This is a genomic window from Chloroflexota bacterium, from assembly GCA_020850535.1.
GTDB lineage: Bacteria > Chloroflexota > UBA6077 > UBA6077 > JACCZL01 > JADZEM01.
Map to the genome: position 1 here is coordinate 122,432 of JADZEM010000123.1, position 15,462 is coordinate 137,893.

The following is a 15,462-nucleotide window of genomic DNA, read 5'->3' on the forward strand; positions in this document are numbered from 1 at the left end:
GCCGGCAACCTCACCCCCCGACCCCTGGGGGTACCTCACCCCCGGGGCCGGCGGCAAAGCCTTTCGCGCCACCTGCTTCACCCGGCCGTCGAGCGCCGCGCCGACCGCAGCGTCTCCGTCATCAGGTCGTTGACGATGATGCCCGTGTCGCTGACGCTGGCCGCCTGCTTGAACAGGTCGCTGTAGCCGGGCGCAATCTTCGCCTGGAAGTCCGTCGTCGCCACGAGGTACGTCGCAGCCGGGTCCAGCAGCACGATCCTGGTCGGGCTGGCCTGACTGCTGGCCGGGGTGGATACTTGCAGCAGCGCCGTGCCGACGATGAGTACCGCCACCAGCGCCAGCCTGACGATCCGCGCGAAACACCGAGGCCAGGGCTGCTTCTGCTTTGGCCGGTCTGGAGGGCGCAACATGACCAACGATCCGCTCGCGAGCGTCACGACCGCCATGTTCGACTTCTACGGCACCGTCGTCGATATGCAGCGCGGCCTGACCGAGGCGATCGCGCCGTACCTCCAGGCCAAAGGCTCGTCGCTCGACCCGGGCCGCGTCGTGACGTGGTGGCGGCGCACCCACTTCGAGGCCTCGATGATCGACGCCCTGCTCCACCGCGAGCACACGCCGTACCGGCAGATCGGGTTCCAGGCCGTGGACTACACCCTCGAACGGGCCGGCATCCCGCACACGCCCGACGAGGTCGCCGCGCTGGTGAGCGCCATCGAGCGGCTCAAGCCGTTCCCGGATGTCGTGGCGGCGCTCTCCCTGCTGAAGCAGCACGGCCTGAAGCTCGTCATCCTCTCCAACGGCGATCCCGACATGCTCGAACGGGGGGTGGCCTACTCGGGGACGGCCCACCTGTTCGACCATGTCATCTCGGTGGCCGAGGCGGGCAGCTTCAAGCCGCACGTCGCCACCTACCGCACGGCCTGCGAGCGGGTACACGTCCGCCCGGAGCAGGTCGCCTTCGTCGCCAATCACACCTTCGACTGCGTCGGCGCGAAGGCGTTCGGGATGCGCGCCGTGTTCGTGGATCGGCGCAAGCGGCCATTCGGCAATACCACGTACCCGCCCGACCTGATCGTGGCCGACTTCCAGGAGCTAGCCTCGCGCCTGACCGGCGCAGGCTGATCGAAGCCGTCTGACCATCTGCACCGCCGATCCGGCACCATCTTCAGCATCGACAACGCCTCGTGCGTCGGGGCGCGGAGCAGACTGATGAGCACAGCAACAGGCACGCCGAGCCAGCTCAATGCCGTCTGGGCCTACGTGGACGCCCACCAGGATGAGATGCTGGAGCAGTTGAAGACGCTGGTGCGTCAGCCGAGCATCAGCGCGCAGAACGTCGGCGTGCGGGAGTGCGCCGAGCTGCTGGCGGGGATGATGCGCGCCGACGGCATCGAGACCGAGATCGTACCGTCGGCCGGCCAGCCGGTCATCATCGGCAAGGGCGTGGCCGTCCCGGGCGCCCCGACCATCCTGGTCTACGGCCACTACGACGTGCAACCGGTCGATCCGCTCGACGCCTGGCTCAGCCCGCCCTTCGAGCCGACCATCCGCGACGGACGCCTCTGGGGGCGCGGCACTGGCGACAACAAGGGCCAGTTGCTCGCGCAGTTGCTGGCCTACCGCGCCTGGAAGGAGGTCGCGGGCGGCCCACCGCTCAACATCACCTTCATCTTCGAGGGCGAGGAGGAGAGCGGCAGCCCCCATCTGGCCCAGTTCTGCCGCGACAACAGGGATCGTCTGGCGGCGGACATGGTCTACCTCTCGGACGGCCCCGTCCACGAGAGCGGCAAGCAGACGATCTCGCTCGGCGTGCGCGGTGTCCTCTCCATCGAGCTGGAGGCCCACGGCACCCACCGCGACTACCACTCCGGCCACGGCGGCAACCTGATCCCCAATCCGGCCTGGGAGCTTGTCCACCTGCTGGCCTCGATGCGCGCCGCGGACGGCCGCATCCTGATCGAGGGCTTCGAGGACGACGTGCGGCCCGTCGGCAAGGCCGAGCGCGACGCCGTCAACGCCCTGCCGATGGACATCCCCGCCTACCTGGAGGAACACGGCATTCCGCAGCTCGCTCCGCACGGCGAGACGCCCTTCTTCGACCGGATCATGTTCCACCCCACGGTGAACATCAATGGCTTCAGCTCCGGCTACTCCGGCCAGGGCATGAAGACGATCATCCCGGCGAAGGCCGTGGTCAAGATGGACCTGCGGCTCGTCGTCGATCAGCGCGCCGACGACATCTACGAGAAGGTCGTCCGGCACGTCCAGAAGCACGCCCCGAACGTCACGGTGCGGCGTGGTGGCTCGATGGAGCCGTCCCGGACCCCGGTGGACGATCCGTACGTGCAGGTGGTGGCGCGGGCTGTCGAGCGGACCCTCGGCGAGCGCCCGCTGATCTTCCCGGCCAGTGGCGGCAGCCTGCCGGACTACGCCTTCACGCGTGATCTTGGGCTGCCGCTGGTGAAGGTGCCGTACGCCAACGCCGACGAGGCCAACCACGCCCCCAACGAGAATCTCGAATTGAGCCGCTTCTACGGCAGCATCAAGATCGCCGCCACCGTCTACGAGGAGCTTGCCAACGCCCACGCGCCTGCCCGGTAGCCGGTAATCCTGCGTCCCGCTCGCTCCACTGGTGCTTCAGGGGCGGCCAGATTCCACAGCGCAACAGGCCGCCGGGCCGGAGCACCGCACACAGGCACCGCTGTCAGAGCGCGTGGCCGCCGGGCCGGAGCGCTGCACACAGGCAACCACAGCAGCGCGTGGCCGCCGGGCCGGAGCGCTGCACACAGGCAACCATGTCATCCTGAGTGAAGCGAGCTTGCGAGCGCAACGAAGGATCTCACCCGCTGGCGCGACACTCGACGGTCAGCGGGTGAGGTCCTTCGCTTCGCTCAGGATGACATGGGATGTTGCATTCTTCGCATAGAATGATGGCGGCGACCCCTGCACGCTTTGCACGGGAAGACGGTCTCGCTCTGACTGAAACGACACGCCCCGAAACCCTTCAGTGGACGAGGCAGCGGGTGAGACGGGAGTCCTGCCCCGTCAGTCCGGTACCTGCACCAGCCGCACCGCGTCCGCCACGACGGCCCCATCCTCAGAGCCGGCCAGCTCCACGACGCACGGCGCCCCCGCCGCAAGCGCCGCTGTCAGCAGCGTCACCCAGCGGCCCCCGCGCTCCTGCTGGCTGACCGTCGCCTCGCCGAGTGGCTGGCCGCCCTGGCTCACGTGGTACACCGCCTCGGCCGAACGATCCTCGCCCTCGGTCCAGCTTGCTTGTACCTGATACGCACCCGCCTCGGGGACGGCCAGTTGCCAGCGGAACAGCGCCTCCTCCTGGCCGGCCTCGGCCACCTGATACCCCGAGCCGTAGTAACCCAGGACCGCCCGACTCCGCGTCCACACACCCTCATGGCGTGTCCGCAGAGCATCGGTGTCGTCCAGCACGGCGTGACGGTCCACGGCCACGTGCCAGTGCGCCACCGTCCGCCCGATCTCGCCGCCGGCGCTCCGCGCCCGCACGAACAGGGTGTAGACGCCTCGCGCATTGGGTGGCAGCGCCACGCTCAGATCGCGTTGGCCAGTCCACGGCTCCCAGGCCGGCCGCTCGTCGTCGGTGTAGCCGCTGGCGGGGACGATCTTGTCCGAGCCGGGCATCCTGATCCAGCCGGCCAGCCGCGTGCTGACCTCGGCTGTCTCGCTGTCAGCTTCCCAGCCAAAGACCAGATCGCCAGGCCAGGCGTTGCGGTCAGCCGGGCCACGGGTGATCCGGACGCCCGGCGTCCGCCCGCCGAGCGCCTCCTCCACCCGCTGCCGCACGCCAGCCAGCAGCGGATAGACGTTGTCGCCAGGGCACTCCGTCGGGAGGCAGTCGCGGTGCCCGGAGACCGCGTTCATGCTGTCGCGCCACATCACTGTGCCGTCGCTGCGAGCACGCGGATAGGCTGCCACCGTCGTCGGATCGATGCCGTAGCGGAACGCCAGGAACGTCAGCGTCTCCACCAGCGTGTCGATCGTGGCCGTGCTGGGCTGGCGCACCTGATAGTTGCCCAGCAGCGCCACGCCAGCCGAGCCGTAGTTGTAGTCGAGCGCGTGCCCCGCCACGACGCCCTCACCGACGATCTCCCGCTGGCCCCGACTGCCTGGATCACGCCCGCGCCGGCCCTCGTAGACGCGCCCGCTGCTGTCGATCAGCAGGTTGTAGCCAATGTCGCCCCAGCCCTGGGTGACGGCATGGTAGGCGTAGATCGCACGGACCTCGGCCTCGGGATCGGTGATGTCATGATCGCCAGCCGTGTGATGGACCACCAGCAGCGACGGCGTCACGAAGGCCGTCGGCCAGACCTCCTCGCCATCCTTGAACCGCAGCGACTCGTCAGCGCCCCAGGCCTCCCGCGTCACCACCCGATCCAGAAAGCCCGTCAACCCCGCCCGCAGCGCCAACGGCTCCCGCTGGGAGGGGACCGGAATGAGGGCGCTCGGACGCCCCTCCGCTGCCCGGCGGCTGTCCAGGCACGTCAGCGTGATCCCGCTCACCGATGCCTGCTCTGGCCCGGCCTCCCCGAACGTCAACCGCACCTGGAACGTCTGCGCCAGCCGCACCCCGTGTACCGCCCCAAACGTGCGCTGCCCTGGGACGTCCCCAGCCCGCTCGACGCCGTGACTCTCCGGCAGGACCGGCCGCCAGGATGTCCAGGCCTGCCCGTCACGGCTCGCGCGTAGCTCCACGCGCAAACCAGCCTGATCGCCGCCGTCTGTGCGCCAGTGAACCCCCACATGCGAGCAGGGAAACTCCGCCTGCCGCGGCGTGGTCACATAGACGCCGCCGGGCCGCTCGGCGGTCAGACTCCAGGCATCACCGCCCTGGCTCGGAAGCCGGACGCCGTCAGCCTGCCCGGCCCGCAACGCTCGCCCCTCCAGCACCAGGTCGGCCATCCGCACACGGACCGGCCCGTCAGCATCCGCCGCCGTCTCAGGTGCCGTCTCATGTCCTGTCTCGCGGGCCGCCTCTTGCACTGGCGTCCGTTCGGCGTCGGGCGCATCGCCCGGCCGGAGCCTTGCCGCCCTGGCGACGCCGGCCGTCCCCATCCCGGCGCCGAGCAGCCCGAGCGCCGCTCCGGCCGACGCACTGCGCGTCAGCCACCCCACAAAGGCGCGGCGTGTGATCCTTGACGGCATGGCACTCCCTCCGACATCGCCCACGGCGACCGGTCAACTCGGTCGGGCGGGAGGGTAGCGGGCCGCGCGATTTCCGTCAACTCGGCTGAGCGCCACGCCAGGACGATTGCACGTTCGGTGATGTTTCCGAAACGCCATGAAACGCGCAGTCGGGGGTTGAAACCCCCGTCTACAGTCATTCCGTCGCTGCGCGACGGACGCCGGGAGCAGCGGCAACAGGTGAGCCTGGAGCGTCGCGAAGCGACTGCAGGATGGTAGGCGGGGCTTTCAAGCCCCGACCCGACCGCCGCGCTGTCCTGACGACTGTTACTCGCCTGCGATCACTGCCACGCGATCCAGCACCTCGCGCACCCGGGCGGCCAGCGCGTACGGCGTGAACGGCTTCCGCAGCAGCGACACTTCCTGCGTCTGGACGCCGTGCTGCACCACCGCGTCGTCGGTGTAGCCGCTCATGAACAGGATGCGCGCCTCTGGATGACTCTCGCGGACATGCGTCGCCAGGTCGCTGCCGCTCATGCGTGGCATCACCACGTCGGTCAGCACGAGGTGGATCGGCCCCTCATACGCTTCGGCCAGCTTGAGCGCCTCTTCGCCGTTCGGCGCTTCCATGACGGTGTACCCGAACTGGGCCAGCACCCGGCGGCTGAGCCGCCGCAGCGCCGGCTCGTCTTCCACCAGCAGCACCGTCTCGGAGCCGCTCGCCGCTGCTGTCGGGCCGCCAGACTTGTCGCCCGAGACGCTGTCGTCGTCCGTCAGCGGCAGCACGATGGTGAACGTCGTCCCCTGCCCGAGCTGGCTTTCGACCCGGATGCGGCCCCCGCTCTGCGCCACGATGCCATCCACCGTCGCCAGCCCCAGCCCCGACCCCTTGCCGATCTCCTTCGTCGTGAAGAACGGCTCGAAGATCCGCGAGATGGTCTGCTCGTCCATCCCCTGCCCGGTGTCCGACACCGACAGCGTGACCACGGGGATGACCTCGCGATCCGAGCCGAACGCCTCCTCGGCGATGCTGGTGGCGATGGTGACGCAGCCGCCAACGGGCATCGCGTCGCGGGCGTTGATGACCAGGTTCAGCAGCGCCTGCTGGATCTGGACCTCGTCCGCCCGCACCAGGCTGGGCGCTGCCGCTGATTGTGTCACCAGCTCCAGGTTCTCGCCGATCAGCCGCCGCAGCATCGTCTCCATGCCGCCGATGACCTCGTTCAGGTCGATGACCTTCGGCTGGAGCAACTGCCGCCGACCGAATGCCAGCAGTTGCTGCGTCAGCGAGGCGGCCTGATTCGACGCCTTCGTGATCTCGTCCAGGTACATCTGGTGGGTCTCGTCCGGCGGGATCGACTGCTGCAGCAGCTCGGTGAACCCGCTGACGATGGTCAGCAGGTTGTTGAAGTCGTGCGCCACGCTGCCGGCCAGCCGCCCGATCACTTCGAGCTTCTGGGACTGCATCCGCTCTTCGGCGATGCGCATCTGCTCGGTGATGTCCCGGCAGACCAGCGTGTAGCCGCGCAGGTCGCCGTCGCCGGTGCGGACGGCCGTCAGCAGGATGCTGGCCAGCAGCGCCGAGCCGTCCGCCCGCGTACACCAGACCTCAGACTCGTAGGAGCCAACACGGCCGGCCGCGTCGAGGATCTGGGTTGGCAGGTTCTGGGTTCCCTCGAGCACCCGGAACAGCCGCGAGAAGTGACTGCCGCAGATGTGAGCGCTTTCATATCCGAAAATGCGCTCCGCGCCGCCGTTCCAGGACGAGATCGAGCCGGCCGCGTCCACGAGGCAGATCGCGTAGTCCTGGATGCTCTCGACCAGCAGCCGGTACCGCTCCTCGCTCTCGCGTAGGGCCTGCTCGGCCGCACGATGGCGCGCCCGTTCGGCGGACTCGCGAAGCTCGCGCTCGATGGACGGCACGAGCCGGTGCAGCCGCTCCTTGGTGACGAAGTCATGGGCGCCGGCCTTGAGGGCGCTGGCCGCCTCATCCTCGCCGACACGCCCCGAGACGATGATGAACGGGATATCCAGGCCGCGTCTCTGCACCTCGCGGAGCGCGTCCATGATATCCAGGCCGGGAATAACATAGTCACACAGGACAACGTCCCACTCGGCCTCGTCCAGGGCTGCCGCCAACGCCGGCGCGTTCTCGACGCGGCGCACGGCAGTGCCGTACCCGCTGCGCTTCAGCTCCCGCTGCAGCAACAGGACATCGTCAATGGAATCTTCGACAATCAGGACCCGGAGCGTCGCAGCGATGCTGATCATCCCCCTTCGAGCCAGTCAGGGACAGTAAACCAGAAAGTTGCGCCGCTGCCAACACTACCGTCAGCCCAAACGCGCCCACCATGCCGATGTACGATGCGCTGGACCGTCGCAAGGCCAACACCGGTGCCCTCGAAGTCGTGGGCGTCGTGCAGGCGCTGGAATGCGCGGAACAGCTTGTCGGCTTTCGTGGGATCGAAGCCGACACCGTTGTCACGAACATAGCATATCTTCTGGCCATCTTGAAGAACGGCGCCACATTCGACGCGGGGATGGGTTTTCCCCCGGGTAAACTTCCAGGCGTTGGCCAGCAGGTTTTGCAGCACGACCCGCAGCAGGCTGGGATCGCCGTGAACCGTCAGCAGTTCGGCGGCATCCTCCGCCAGGACCAGCTCGACCGGCTGCTCGGGATGGGCCTGCCGCAGCTCGGCGGCGATCTCCGTCGCGATGCTCCCCAGGTTGACCCGCTGGTAGGTCAGCTCGGTGCGGCTCACGCGCGAGAGCCGCAGCAGATCGTCGATGAGCTGGCTCATCTGCTCGCAGCCGACGGACACCCGTTCGAGCATCAGGCGGCCTTCCTCGTCCAGCCGGTCGCCGTAGTCCTCGATCAGCGCCACGCTGAACCGGTCGATGCGGCGGAGCGGCGCCCGGAGGTCGTGCGAGACGGAGAACGAGAACGACTCCAGCTCGCTGTTCAAGGCTGCCAGCTGAGCGGTGCGGTCCTTGACACGCTGCTCCAGGTGGACGTTCAGGGCGCGCAGCTCGTTCTGGGTAGCGCGCAGGCTGCTCACGAGATGCTCGATGGCCCCCGCCGTCTCGTTGAAGGCCGTCGCCAGCATGCCGATCTCGTCGTCGGTCTGCACGGCGCTGCGCCGCGACAACTGCCCGGCGCCCAGGGCCACAGCGTCCGCCGTCAACTGCCGGATCGGCGCGGTGATCCGCTCGGAGATCAGCCACGCCAGCATCAGCGCCAGCACCAGCATCACGATGCCGATGACCAGGTCACGGTAGAAGTCCGTGCGCGCGGCGATCAGCGCCACCTCGGCCGGCGCATCAACGTAGGTCACCCACGGCGCTCGGTCCGCCACTGCAAACCCGATGACGCGGTCCTCATCCGTCGAGGCGCGCTGATCCAGCTCGGCGCGGGCGTTCGTCGAACCCAGGACAGGAGTCGCGCCGACGTTTTGCGCCACCGCCGCGCCAGTAGCCGGCTCGGATGACCGGGCCAGCAGGTTGCCGCGCACATCGACAATCGAGACGGTGGTGCCGCGGGGCAGGCCGCGCACGTCGGTCAACAGCGGCATCCGGTCCGGCCGGATCGCCAGCAGCGTGACGATCTCGGCGCCGCTGCGGTCGGCCAGCAGCCGCGAGGCCAGCACAGCGTACGGCCGGTTCGGGATGCCCATCAGTGGCGGTCCGATGACGAGGCGGCGCGTCGTGGCGGCATCGATGATGGCATCGTCAATGCTTGCAGGCGGGATAAGCTGCCCCAGGTCGTCGCGCCATGCGCCGCCCAATGGCTGGCCGTCACGCATGTACGCGGCGATCCCCTCAACGTACGGCGGCACGTCCTGCAAGATCGTGCCGAGGATGGCAGTATTCGCAGCAACGCCGTCGGGCCTGGACGAGAGCACGGAGCGCAGAGCAGCAAGCTGGGTCTCGATAGAGAGCAGGTGCTGATCGACGTCGCCGGCCTTCATCATGGCCAGCCGGGCAGCATCGGCGTCGGCGCGTTGCCGAGCCGCAACGAGATGGAAATAGTCCTGAAACGCCAGCACGGCGACGAGCGGGCTGAGCGTGACGAGCGCCAGCAGGAACAGCCGCGCCCGGATACTTATGCGCCAGCCTGGCAATCGCATAGCTGGCTGCCCGAGTTGTTCCTGAACCTGCAGCAGCGCCATGAAGACAGTGTATCGTATTGGGCGGCTACCGCGCGATAATGCGACGGGCATGTAACGAACATCTGACGTGCGTTCCTCGTGAACCTGGGGGTCCCCTGTCCGATATTCGCGTAGAGGAGGCTGCCCGCGGGCTGCTCGCGTGTGTCCGGGATGCGGGACGGTGCGCATCGACACATTTTCCGTAGTATGCTCCGTTTCACATGATGTGGAAATGATGGAAATCTGGAAATGCCACCTGGTGCATGGCGGACGGGCACGCAGAAACTGCTCGACACACTACGGACGGCCCTGATCACACGGATACCGTCATCGTGGTCGGTTGAGGTGCTGCCCGCACCAAACCCATCCGCTGACTTTGGGGCGGACGCGATACTGACCATTCGTGCGCCAGATCGGCGCACAGCAACTGTGCCGGTTCAGGTACGGCAGCGCCTTGATCCGAAGGATGTAGCGCCGCTCGTCGCTCAAATCCGCCAGATGATGGGACCAGATGCGACGGAACAGCCGATTGTCGTCGCGCCATACCTCTCGCCACGTACGCGAGCGTTACTCGCTGACTTCGGTGTCGGACAGACGACGATGGCTGGAGGCATACAGATCTCGCTGAGAGATCCTGCGCTCTTTATTCGAGAACCTGGACCGGCGAATGATCCAACGTCGGCCCCGCGTGACGAGCCACTCCGAACACTCCGGGGCGCTGTTGCTGGACGTGTTGTCCGCGCACTCTGCGATTTTCGCCCGCCATACGGTGTTCAGGAACTTGCAGAGCGCTCACGTACGCCCATCGCGTCCGTTTCACGGGTGCTAGGCCTGCTCGACCGCGAGGCGCTCATCATCCGTGCTCCTGGTGGGGCCGTCACGGATGTGCAGTGGGCAGACTTGATCCAGCGATGGGTCCAGGACTACAGCTTCACGAAGGGCAACACCGTTACGACATACCTGGAACCGCGTGGCCTCAACGCTCTGCTGGCGAAGCTGCGCCAGGCTGATCAGCGGTACGCCGTCACCGGCTCCATGGCGGCATGCGTGATAGCACCGGTTGCTGCACCGCGTCTGTTGAGCATCTACGTGGAGCGACCTGATGTGGCGGCTGAGGTGCTCGCGTTGCGCCCTGCTGAGCGCGGCGCGAATATCGTCCTGGCGGAGCCATTCAATCCCGTTGTTTTTGATCGAATGCGAATCGTCGACGACATCCAGTATGCTGCACCCTCACAAGTCGCAGCCGATCTCTGGAATGGTCCCGGTCGCTCACGGGACGAGGCGGAAGCCCTGCTCGACTGGATGGCGCTACATGACGATGCCTGGCGCTCCTGACCCGCTCTATGCGATCGCCCGGCGGGTATTGCTCGAAGCACTCGCCGGCCCCGGCTCCCGAAGCGCGCATCTTGAACCGCATGGGAACAGAAGTGCCAGAAGGGCGAAAGGGCTGGAAGCAGCACTCGCCGACCATCAGGAGATGGTACTTGCTGCGCTTGATCCAGCCGACAAACGTCAACTCTCTGTCAACGTTGCTGGGCCAGCAGCCTTGCTTGTTGCGAAGTTGCACAAGCTCGCAGAACGTCTCGATGATGCTCGTCAACAGCGCCCGAAGGATGCGCTTGATATCTACCGTCTGCTTACAGCCGTTTCCACACATGATCTTGCCACAGCGCTCCGACGACTCCGCGAACCTGAGCTGAGCGCCTCCAGTACCGCTGAAGCAATGGCCTACCTCGAGTTGCTCTTCAGCACCGCCTCATCACGTGGGTCCAGCTTGGCCGCAAGCATCATTGGACCTGGCGACGATCCAGAAACCGTGGCCGCATCGTGTGCTGCGCTCACGCAGGATCTGCTCGCTGCCCTCAACGCTCAGGATTCGTAGACAACGGCGGTCAGGCGGAGGTCAGTGGCAACGCTGGCTGCGCGGACTCCTCCGCTGATGCGTCCGCAGCAGCCTCCTCAGACTCGGCGGCCTTCGCACCCTTCTTCGCGCGCGGCTTCCTGGCCGGCTTCTCCGGCTCCGGGGCTGGCTCCGGCTCCGGCAGCGCCTCGCCCGCCGCCAGCCGCTCGAAGAGATCCTCGTCCAGGATGCGCGTACCCAGTTTCTGGGCCTTCGCCAGCTTCGAGCCGGCGTCCTCCCCGACGACGAGGTAGTCGGTCTTCTTGGTGACGCTGTCCTGCACCACGCCGCCCAACGCCTTGATCTGCCCCTCGATCTGCGTGCGCGTCGCCCGCTGAAGCCGCCCCGTCACCACGAAGCTCTTCCCCGAGAGCGGCCCCTCCACGAGGCCTGCCGCCGACTTCGGCTCGTCCATGACGCGCACGCCGGCCGCCGTGAGCTTCTCGATGACCTCACGGTACTGCGGGTTGGCGAAGTACGCCACCACGCTCTGGGCGATGGTCGGGCCGATCCCCTCGATCTGGCTGACGTCTGCCTCGCTGGCCGCCATCAGCGCGTCGAGCGAGCCGAAGTGGTCCGCCAGAAGCTGCCCGGCCTTCTCCCCGACGTGGCGGACGTTCAGCCCCCAGATCAGGCGCGCCAGTGACCGCTGCTTGCTCGCCTCGATCGAGGTGAGGACGTTCTGGGCACTCTTGTCGGCCATCCGCTCCAGCCCGACAAGCTGCTCCTTCGTCAGCGTGTAGAGGTCGGCCGGATCGTTGACCAGCCCCTGCTGCATCAGCGTCAGCAGCAGCTTCTCGCCCACCCGGTCGATGTCCATGGCCCCCCGCGCAACGTACAACTGGAGCCACTGCCAGCGCTGCGCTGGGCACACCACGATCCCGCCGCCGCAGTAGGACATCGCCTCGCCCTCAGGGCGCACCACCGGCGAGCCGCACTCCGGGCAGACGGCCGGAATCGAGTACGGCTGCGCCTCGGCCGGCCGCTTCGAGAGGACCGGCCCGATGACCTGGGGGATCACCTCGCCGGCCCGGTGGACGACAACCGTATCGCCGATCCGGATATCTTTGCGACGGATATCATCCTCGTTGTGCAAGGTCGCGCGCTTGATGGTGACCCCGGCGATCTTGACGGGCGTCAGCACGGCGTACGGGTTGACGGCGCCCGTCCGCCCGATGTTGACCTCGATGCCTTCCAGGACGGTGGTCGCCTGCGTCGGCGGGAACTTGAAGGCGATGGCCCAGCGCGGCTCCCGCCCCACAGCCCCCAGCTCACGCTGCACGTCCAGCTCGTCGATCTTCACCACCACGCCGTCGATCTCATACGGCAGCGACTCGCGGCGGTGCTCCCAGGCCGCGATCTGCTCCACCAGCTCGTCGATGGTCTCGACGCGGGCGTTGTTCGGGTTGGTCCGGAAGCCCAGCTCGCGGAAGCGCTGGAGCGCTTCCCAATGGTGGCGCGGCTCGTTCTCGGAGATCTGGCCGAGGGCGTAGACGAACACGTCCAGCGGGCGCGTCGCCGTGATCCGCGAGTCCAACTGGCGCAACGAGCCGGCCGCGCAGTTGCGGGGGTTCATAAACAGCGGCTGGCCGGCCGCCGCCCGCTCGTCGTTGATCCGCTCGAAGGCGGCCCGGGTCAGATAGACCTCGCCCCGCACCTCGATCAGCTCCGGCGGGCTGTCGGCGAGGGTCAGCGGGACGCTGCGGATCGTGCGGATGTTCGGCGTGATGTCGTCGCCGCGCAGGCCGTCGCCGCGCGTCGCGCCGATGGTCAGCCGCCCGTCGCGGTAGATCAGCGCGACGGCCAGCCCGTCGATTTTCGGCTCCAGCACGAAGCCGGTCACCTCGCGCCCGAGCAGCCGGCTGGCTCGCTGATGCCAGGCCCGCAGGGACGCCTCGTCGAAGGCGTTGGCGAGGCTGAGCATCGGGACCGCGTGCTCCACGACGCCGAACTCACTGGAAGGCGCGCCGCCGACCCGCTGCGTCGGCGAGTCTGGCGACTGCAGCTCCGGGTGCTCCTCTTCGAGCGCCCGCAGCTCGCGCATCAGCAGGTCGTACTCGCCGTCGGAGATCTCCGGGTCGTCCAGGACGTGATAGCGATGGTTGTGGTAGTTGATCGTCTGCCGCAGCGTTTCGACGCGCTGCTGGACCGCCGCTTCGTCCTGGACCACCCGTCGGCTCCCTGTTGCTGGTCTGGCTGCCCGCGCTGACGGGCTACCTGCGCGGGTCTCTTCACCCGCTGGTCTCCCTACCCGTCTCCGATTCTACGCCGCACACCTGTTCTGGGCATGCACCAGCAACTTCCAGTCCCGTCACAGGGCGGACGCGGCGTCGGCCGTCAGCGCTCAGGCGTCAGCGACGCGCGCACCCGTTCAGCGGCTGCCGACTGACGCCACGCCATGGCCCTCGGTCGACGCCCCACGACCCTCGATTCACGACCCACCTGTCAGGGCAGGCAGGCGATGGTGTACGTCCACTGGTTGCTGCCCGGGCCAGTTGTCACCGTGACCTGGATGAACGTCGAGGTTCCCGCGAACGGCACGTTGGCGCTGCCGCTGTTGGAGACGAGGCCCGTATTCAGGATCTCGACGCCCTCGTAGAAGATCTGGTACTGGTCCGCGGCCGGGAACGAGTCCCAGTCGATGTGCAACGTGCCGCTGGAGCGCCCAAGGTTGTGAACCGTCGTCAAGTTCGTGCCGCCAGTGGCAACCGCCGTGTTGCAGGCCGGCCCAGGCGTCCCCGCTGGTGGGGTCGGCGTGGCTGGGGCCGACGTCGGCGTGGGAGTGCCCTGCGGCTTCTGCGCCTCGTCGTCGTCGCCCTGGTTCCGCCCGGACTTGATCCGGGTGGTGCTCGTGCCCTCAGACTGACCGAGCCCGCCGCCCTCCGCGAGAATGTCCCAGACCGACGATCCCGGCGCACCACGGAAGTCGATGCGGTCGCCCCGGCCCGTGATGACCCGCGCCACCGCGCCAGGCAGGAAGGCCGTCTCCGCCGGGAAGGCTACGCCGCTCGGCGAGCACTTGCTGCCGCCATCGACGCACGCCACCGTGATGTTGTTCGTGGTCGGATCGACGCCGTGGCCGGCCTCACCTCGGTAGACCACCGCCACCGTGTCGTCGGACAACACCCGCACCGGCTGACCGTTATTGATCCGGATGACGGACATGCCCGTCAGATGCTCGACGGTCACATTGGCCGAGTCGAGCAGGTCGCGGTCCAGCCGACGAATCACAATCGTCGTGTTCGACCCCAGCTCGACCTCGCTCCCCGAGAAGAACGTGACGATGGCCCGCGTCCGCTCCAGCGTACCGACGACGTCGCCAAGCGCCAGCGTCAGGCCCGTGCCGGCCGGGTAGATGGCCGTACCATCCGGCCGCGTCACCGACACCGATCCGCGCACCACCGTCAGGCTGGCGCCCGGCCCCACCTGCGAGAACACGTTGGTCGAGGGCAGCACGACGGAGAGGAGCGCCAGGGCCAGCAGCAACCGTACCCAGACACCCTGCTGCGACAGCCACGCACCGGGCGCCGCACCTCGGCTCAGTGTGTCATTCAGGATACGCCGCTCACGCATCGGCAGGCAGGTCATGCTGCGGGGAGATCGCCATCACCGGGCCACACTCCAGCCCACGTCTCGACGACAGAGGGCATCTCACCTCGATAGTACGCCCGCCACCCCCGTGACCGGCGCTACAGACCCATTCCACTTACGTTGCAGCCGCCAACTGCGCGGCGTTGCGCGGGCGCTGATACTTGCCCCGAACAGTACAGTGGCCAACAACTGTCGTGGCCGTGCATGGTCGGGACGGTCTCTACACCCGGGACGGTCTACGCCTTCTCGTCCTCAAGCTCCTTGAGGATCTGATCCTTGCGGTACTGCTGAATCGCCCCCTTGAGCGTGCCAATGCCCACCGAGGCGCAGCGGACACGGCTGATCACGACCTCGCGCCCCATCTCGTCGATCATATCATCCGTGCTCGACGCCTCGATCTCGTCGAGCGGCTGGCCTTCGTACTTCTCAGCCACCATCGAGGCCCCTGCCTGGCTGATGGTGCAGCCCTGCCCCTCAAAGCGCACCTGCGTCGCGATGCCATCCTTGACGGTGACATACATGGTGACCACGTCGCCGCAGCCGGGGTTGCCGCCACTCACCGAGACCGTGGCGTCATCAATGCGCCCCTTGTTGCGGGGATTCTGATAGTAGTCGAGCAGGTTCTCGATGTACGCCTGTCGGTCGAACACGGTCTTCTCTCTC

Annotated in this window: 11 protein-coding genes; 4 read left to right on the plus strand and 7 right to left on the minus strand. The window is 67.6% G+C overall.

Annotation, left to right across the window (positions count from 1 at the left end; translation table 11 throughout):
- Positions 1-77 precede the first annotated feature (77 nt).
- The gene (locus IT306_17925) at positions 78-410 is read right to left on the minus strand and encodes a hypothetical protein (protein MCC7370308.1); all 333 of its coding nucleotides are present in this window, start codon (positions 408-410) and stop codon (positions 78-80) included.
- Here IT306_17925 and IT306_17930 point away from each other — a divergent pair.
- Positions 409-1,125 (plus strand): haloacid dehalogenase type II, encoded by a 717-nt coding sequence (locus IT306_17930; GenBank protein ID MCC7370309.1) that lies wholly within the window; start codon positions 409-411, stop codon positions 1,123-1,125. The two genes, IT306_17925 and IT306_17930, sit on opposite strands and share 2 nt — an antisense overlap.
- Positions 1,126-1,212: 87 nt before the next feature.
- Complete coding sequence (locus IT306_17935) at positions 1,213-2,604, plus strand: M20/M25/M40 family metallo-hydrolase (GenBank protein MCC7370310.1); 1,392 nt, start codon at positions 1,213-1,215, stop codon at positions 2,602-2,604.
- Positions 2,605-3,048: 444 nt separating this feature from the next.
- Here IT306_17935 and IT306_17940 read toward each other — a convergent pair whose 3' ends face one another.
- The 3 genes from IT306_17940 to IT306_17950 all read right to left on the minus strand — a co-directional run bounded on the left by IT306_17940 (position 3,049) and on the right by IT306_17950 (position 9,329).
- A complete protein-coding gene (locus IT306_17940) occupies positions 3,049-5,181 on the minus strand; it encodes an N-acetylmuramoyl-L-alanine amidase (protein MCC7370311.1) in 2,133 nt (710 codons plus the stop codon).
- 306 nt (positions 5,182-5,487) lie between these two features.
- Positions 5,488-7,431: a response regulator gene (locus IT306_17945; GenBank protein MCC7370312.1), complete on the minus strand. Its 1,944-nt coding sequence runs from the start codon at positions 7,429-7,431 to the stop codon at positions 5,488-5,490.
- Positions 7,428-9,329 (minus strand): HAMP domain-containing protein, encoded by a 1,902-nt coding sequence (locus IT306_17950; GenBank protein MCC7370313.1) that lies wholly within the window; start codon positions 9,327-9,329, stop codon positions 7,428-7,430. The genes IT306_17945 and IT306_17950 overlap by 4 nt, the downstream gene beginning before the upstream one ends.
- 801 nt (positions 9,330-10,130) lie before the next feature.
- Between IT306_17950 and IT306_17955 the strand changes: the two genes are divergently transcribed.
- Both IT306_17955 and IT306_17960 read left to right on the plus strand, forming a co-directional pair.
- Positions 10,131-10,643, plus strand: coding sequence for a hypothetical protein (locus IT306_17955; GenBank protein ID MCC7370314.1), 513 nt, complete (start codon positions 10,131-10,133; stop codon positions 10,641-10,643).
- Positions 10,621-11,190: a hypothetical protein gene (locus IT306_17960; GenBank protein ID MCC7370315.1), complete on the plus strand. Its 570-nt coding sequence runs from the start codon at positions 10,621-10,623 to the stop codon at positions 11,188-11,190. The genes IT306_17955 and IT306_17960 overlap by 23 nt, the downstream gene beginning before the upstream one ends.
- 10 nt (positions 11,191-11,200) lie before the next feature.
- Here IT306_17960 and ligA read toward each other — a convergent pair whose 3' ends face one another.
- From ligA to IT306_17975, 3 genes are all read right to left on the minus strand, one after another.
- Positions 11,201-13,378 carry an NAD-dependent DNA ligase LigA gene (gene ligA / locus IT306_17965; protein MCC7370316.1) on the minus strand — a complete coding sequence of 726 codons (2,178 nt, stop codon included), beginning with the start codon at positions 13,376-13,378 and terminating at the stop codon, positions 11,201-11,203.
- A gap of 275 nt (positions 13,379-13,653) precedes the next feature.
- On the minus strand, positions 13,654-14,781 hold the full coding sequence (locus IT306_17970) for a hypothetical protein (protein ID MCC7370317.1): 1,128 nt from the start codon (positions 14,779-14,781) through the stop codon (positions 13,654-13,656).
- Between the two features lie 254 nt (positions 14,782-15,035).
- Entirely contained in the window at positions 15,036-15,449 is a 414-nt protein-coding gene (locus IT306_17975; GenBank protein MCC7370318.1) for an iron-sulfur cluster assembly scaffold protein, read from the minus strand.
- Positions 15,450-15,462 lie beyond the last annotated feature (13 nt).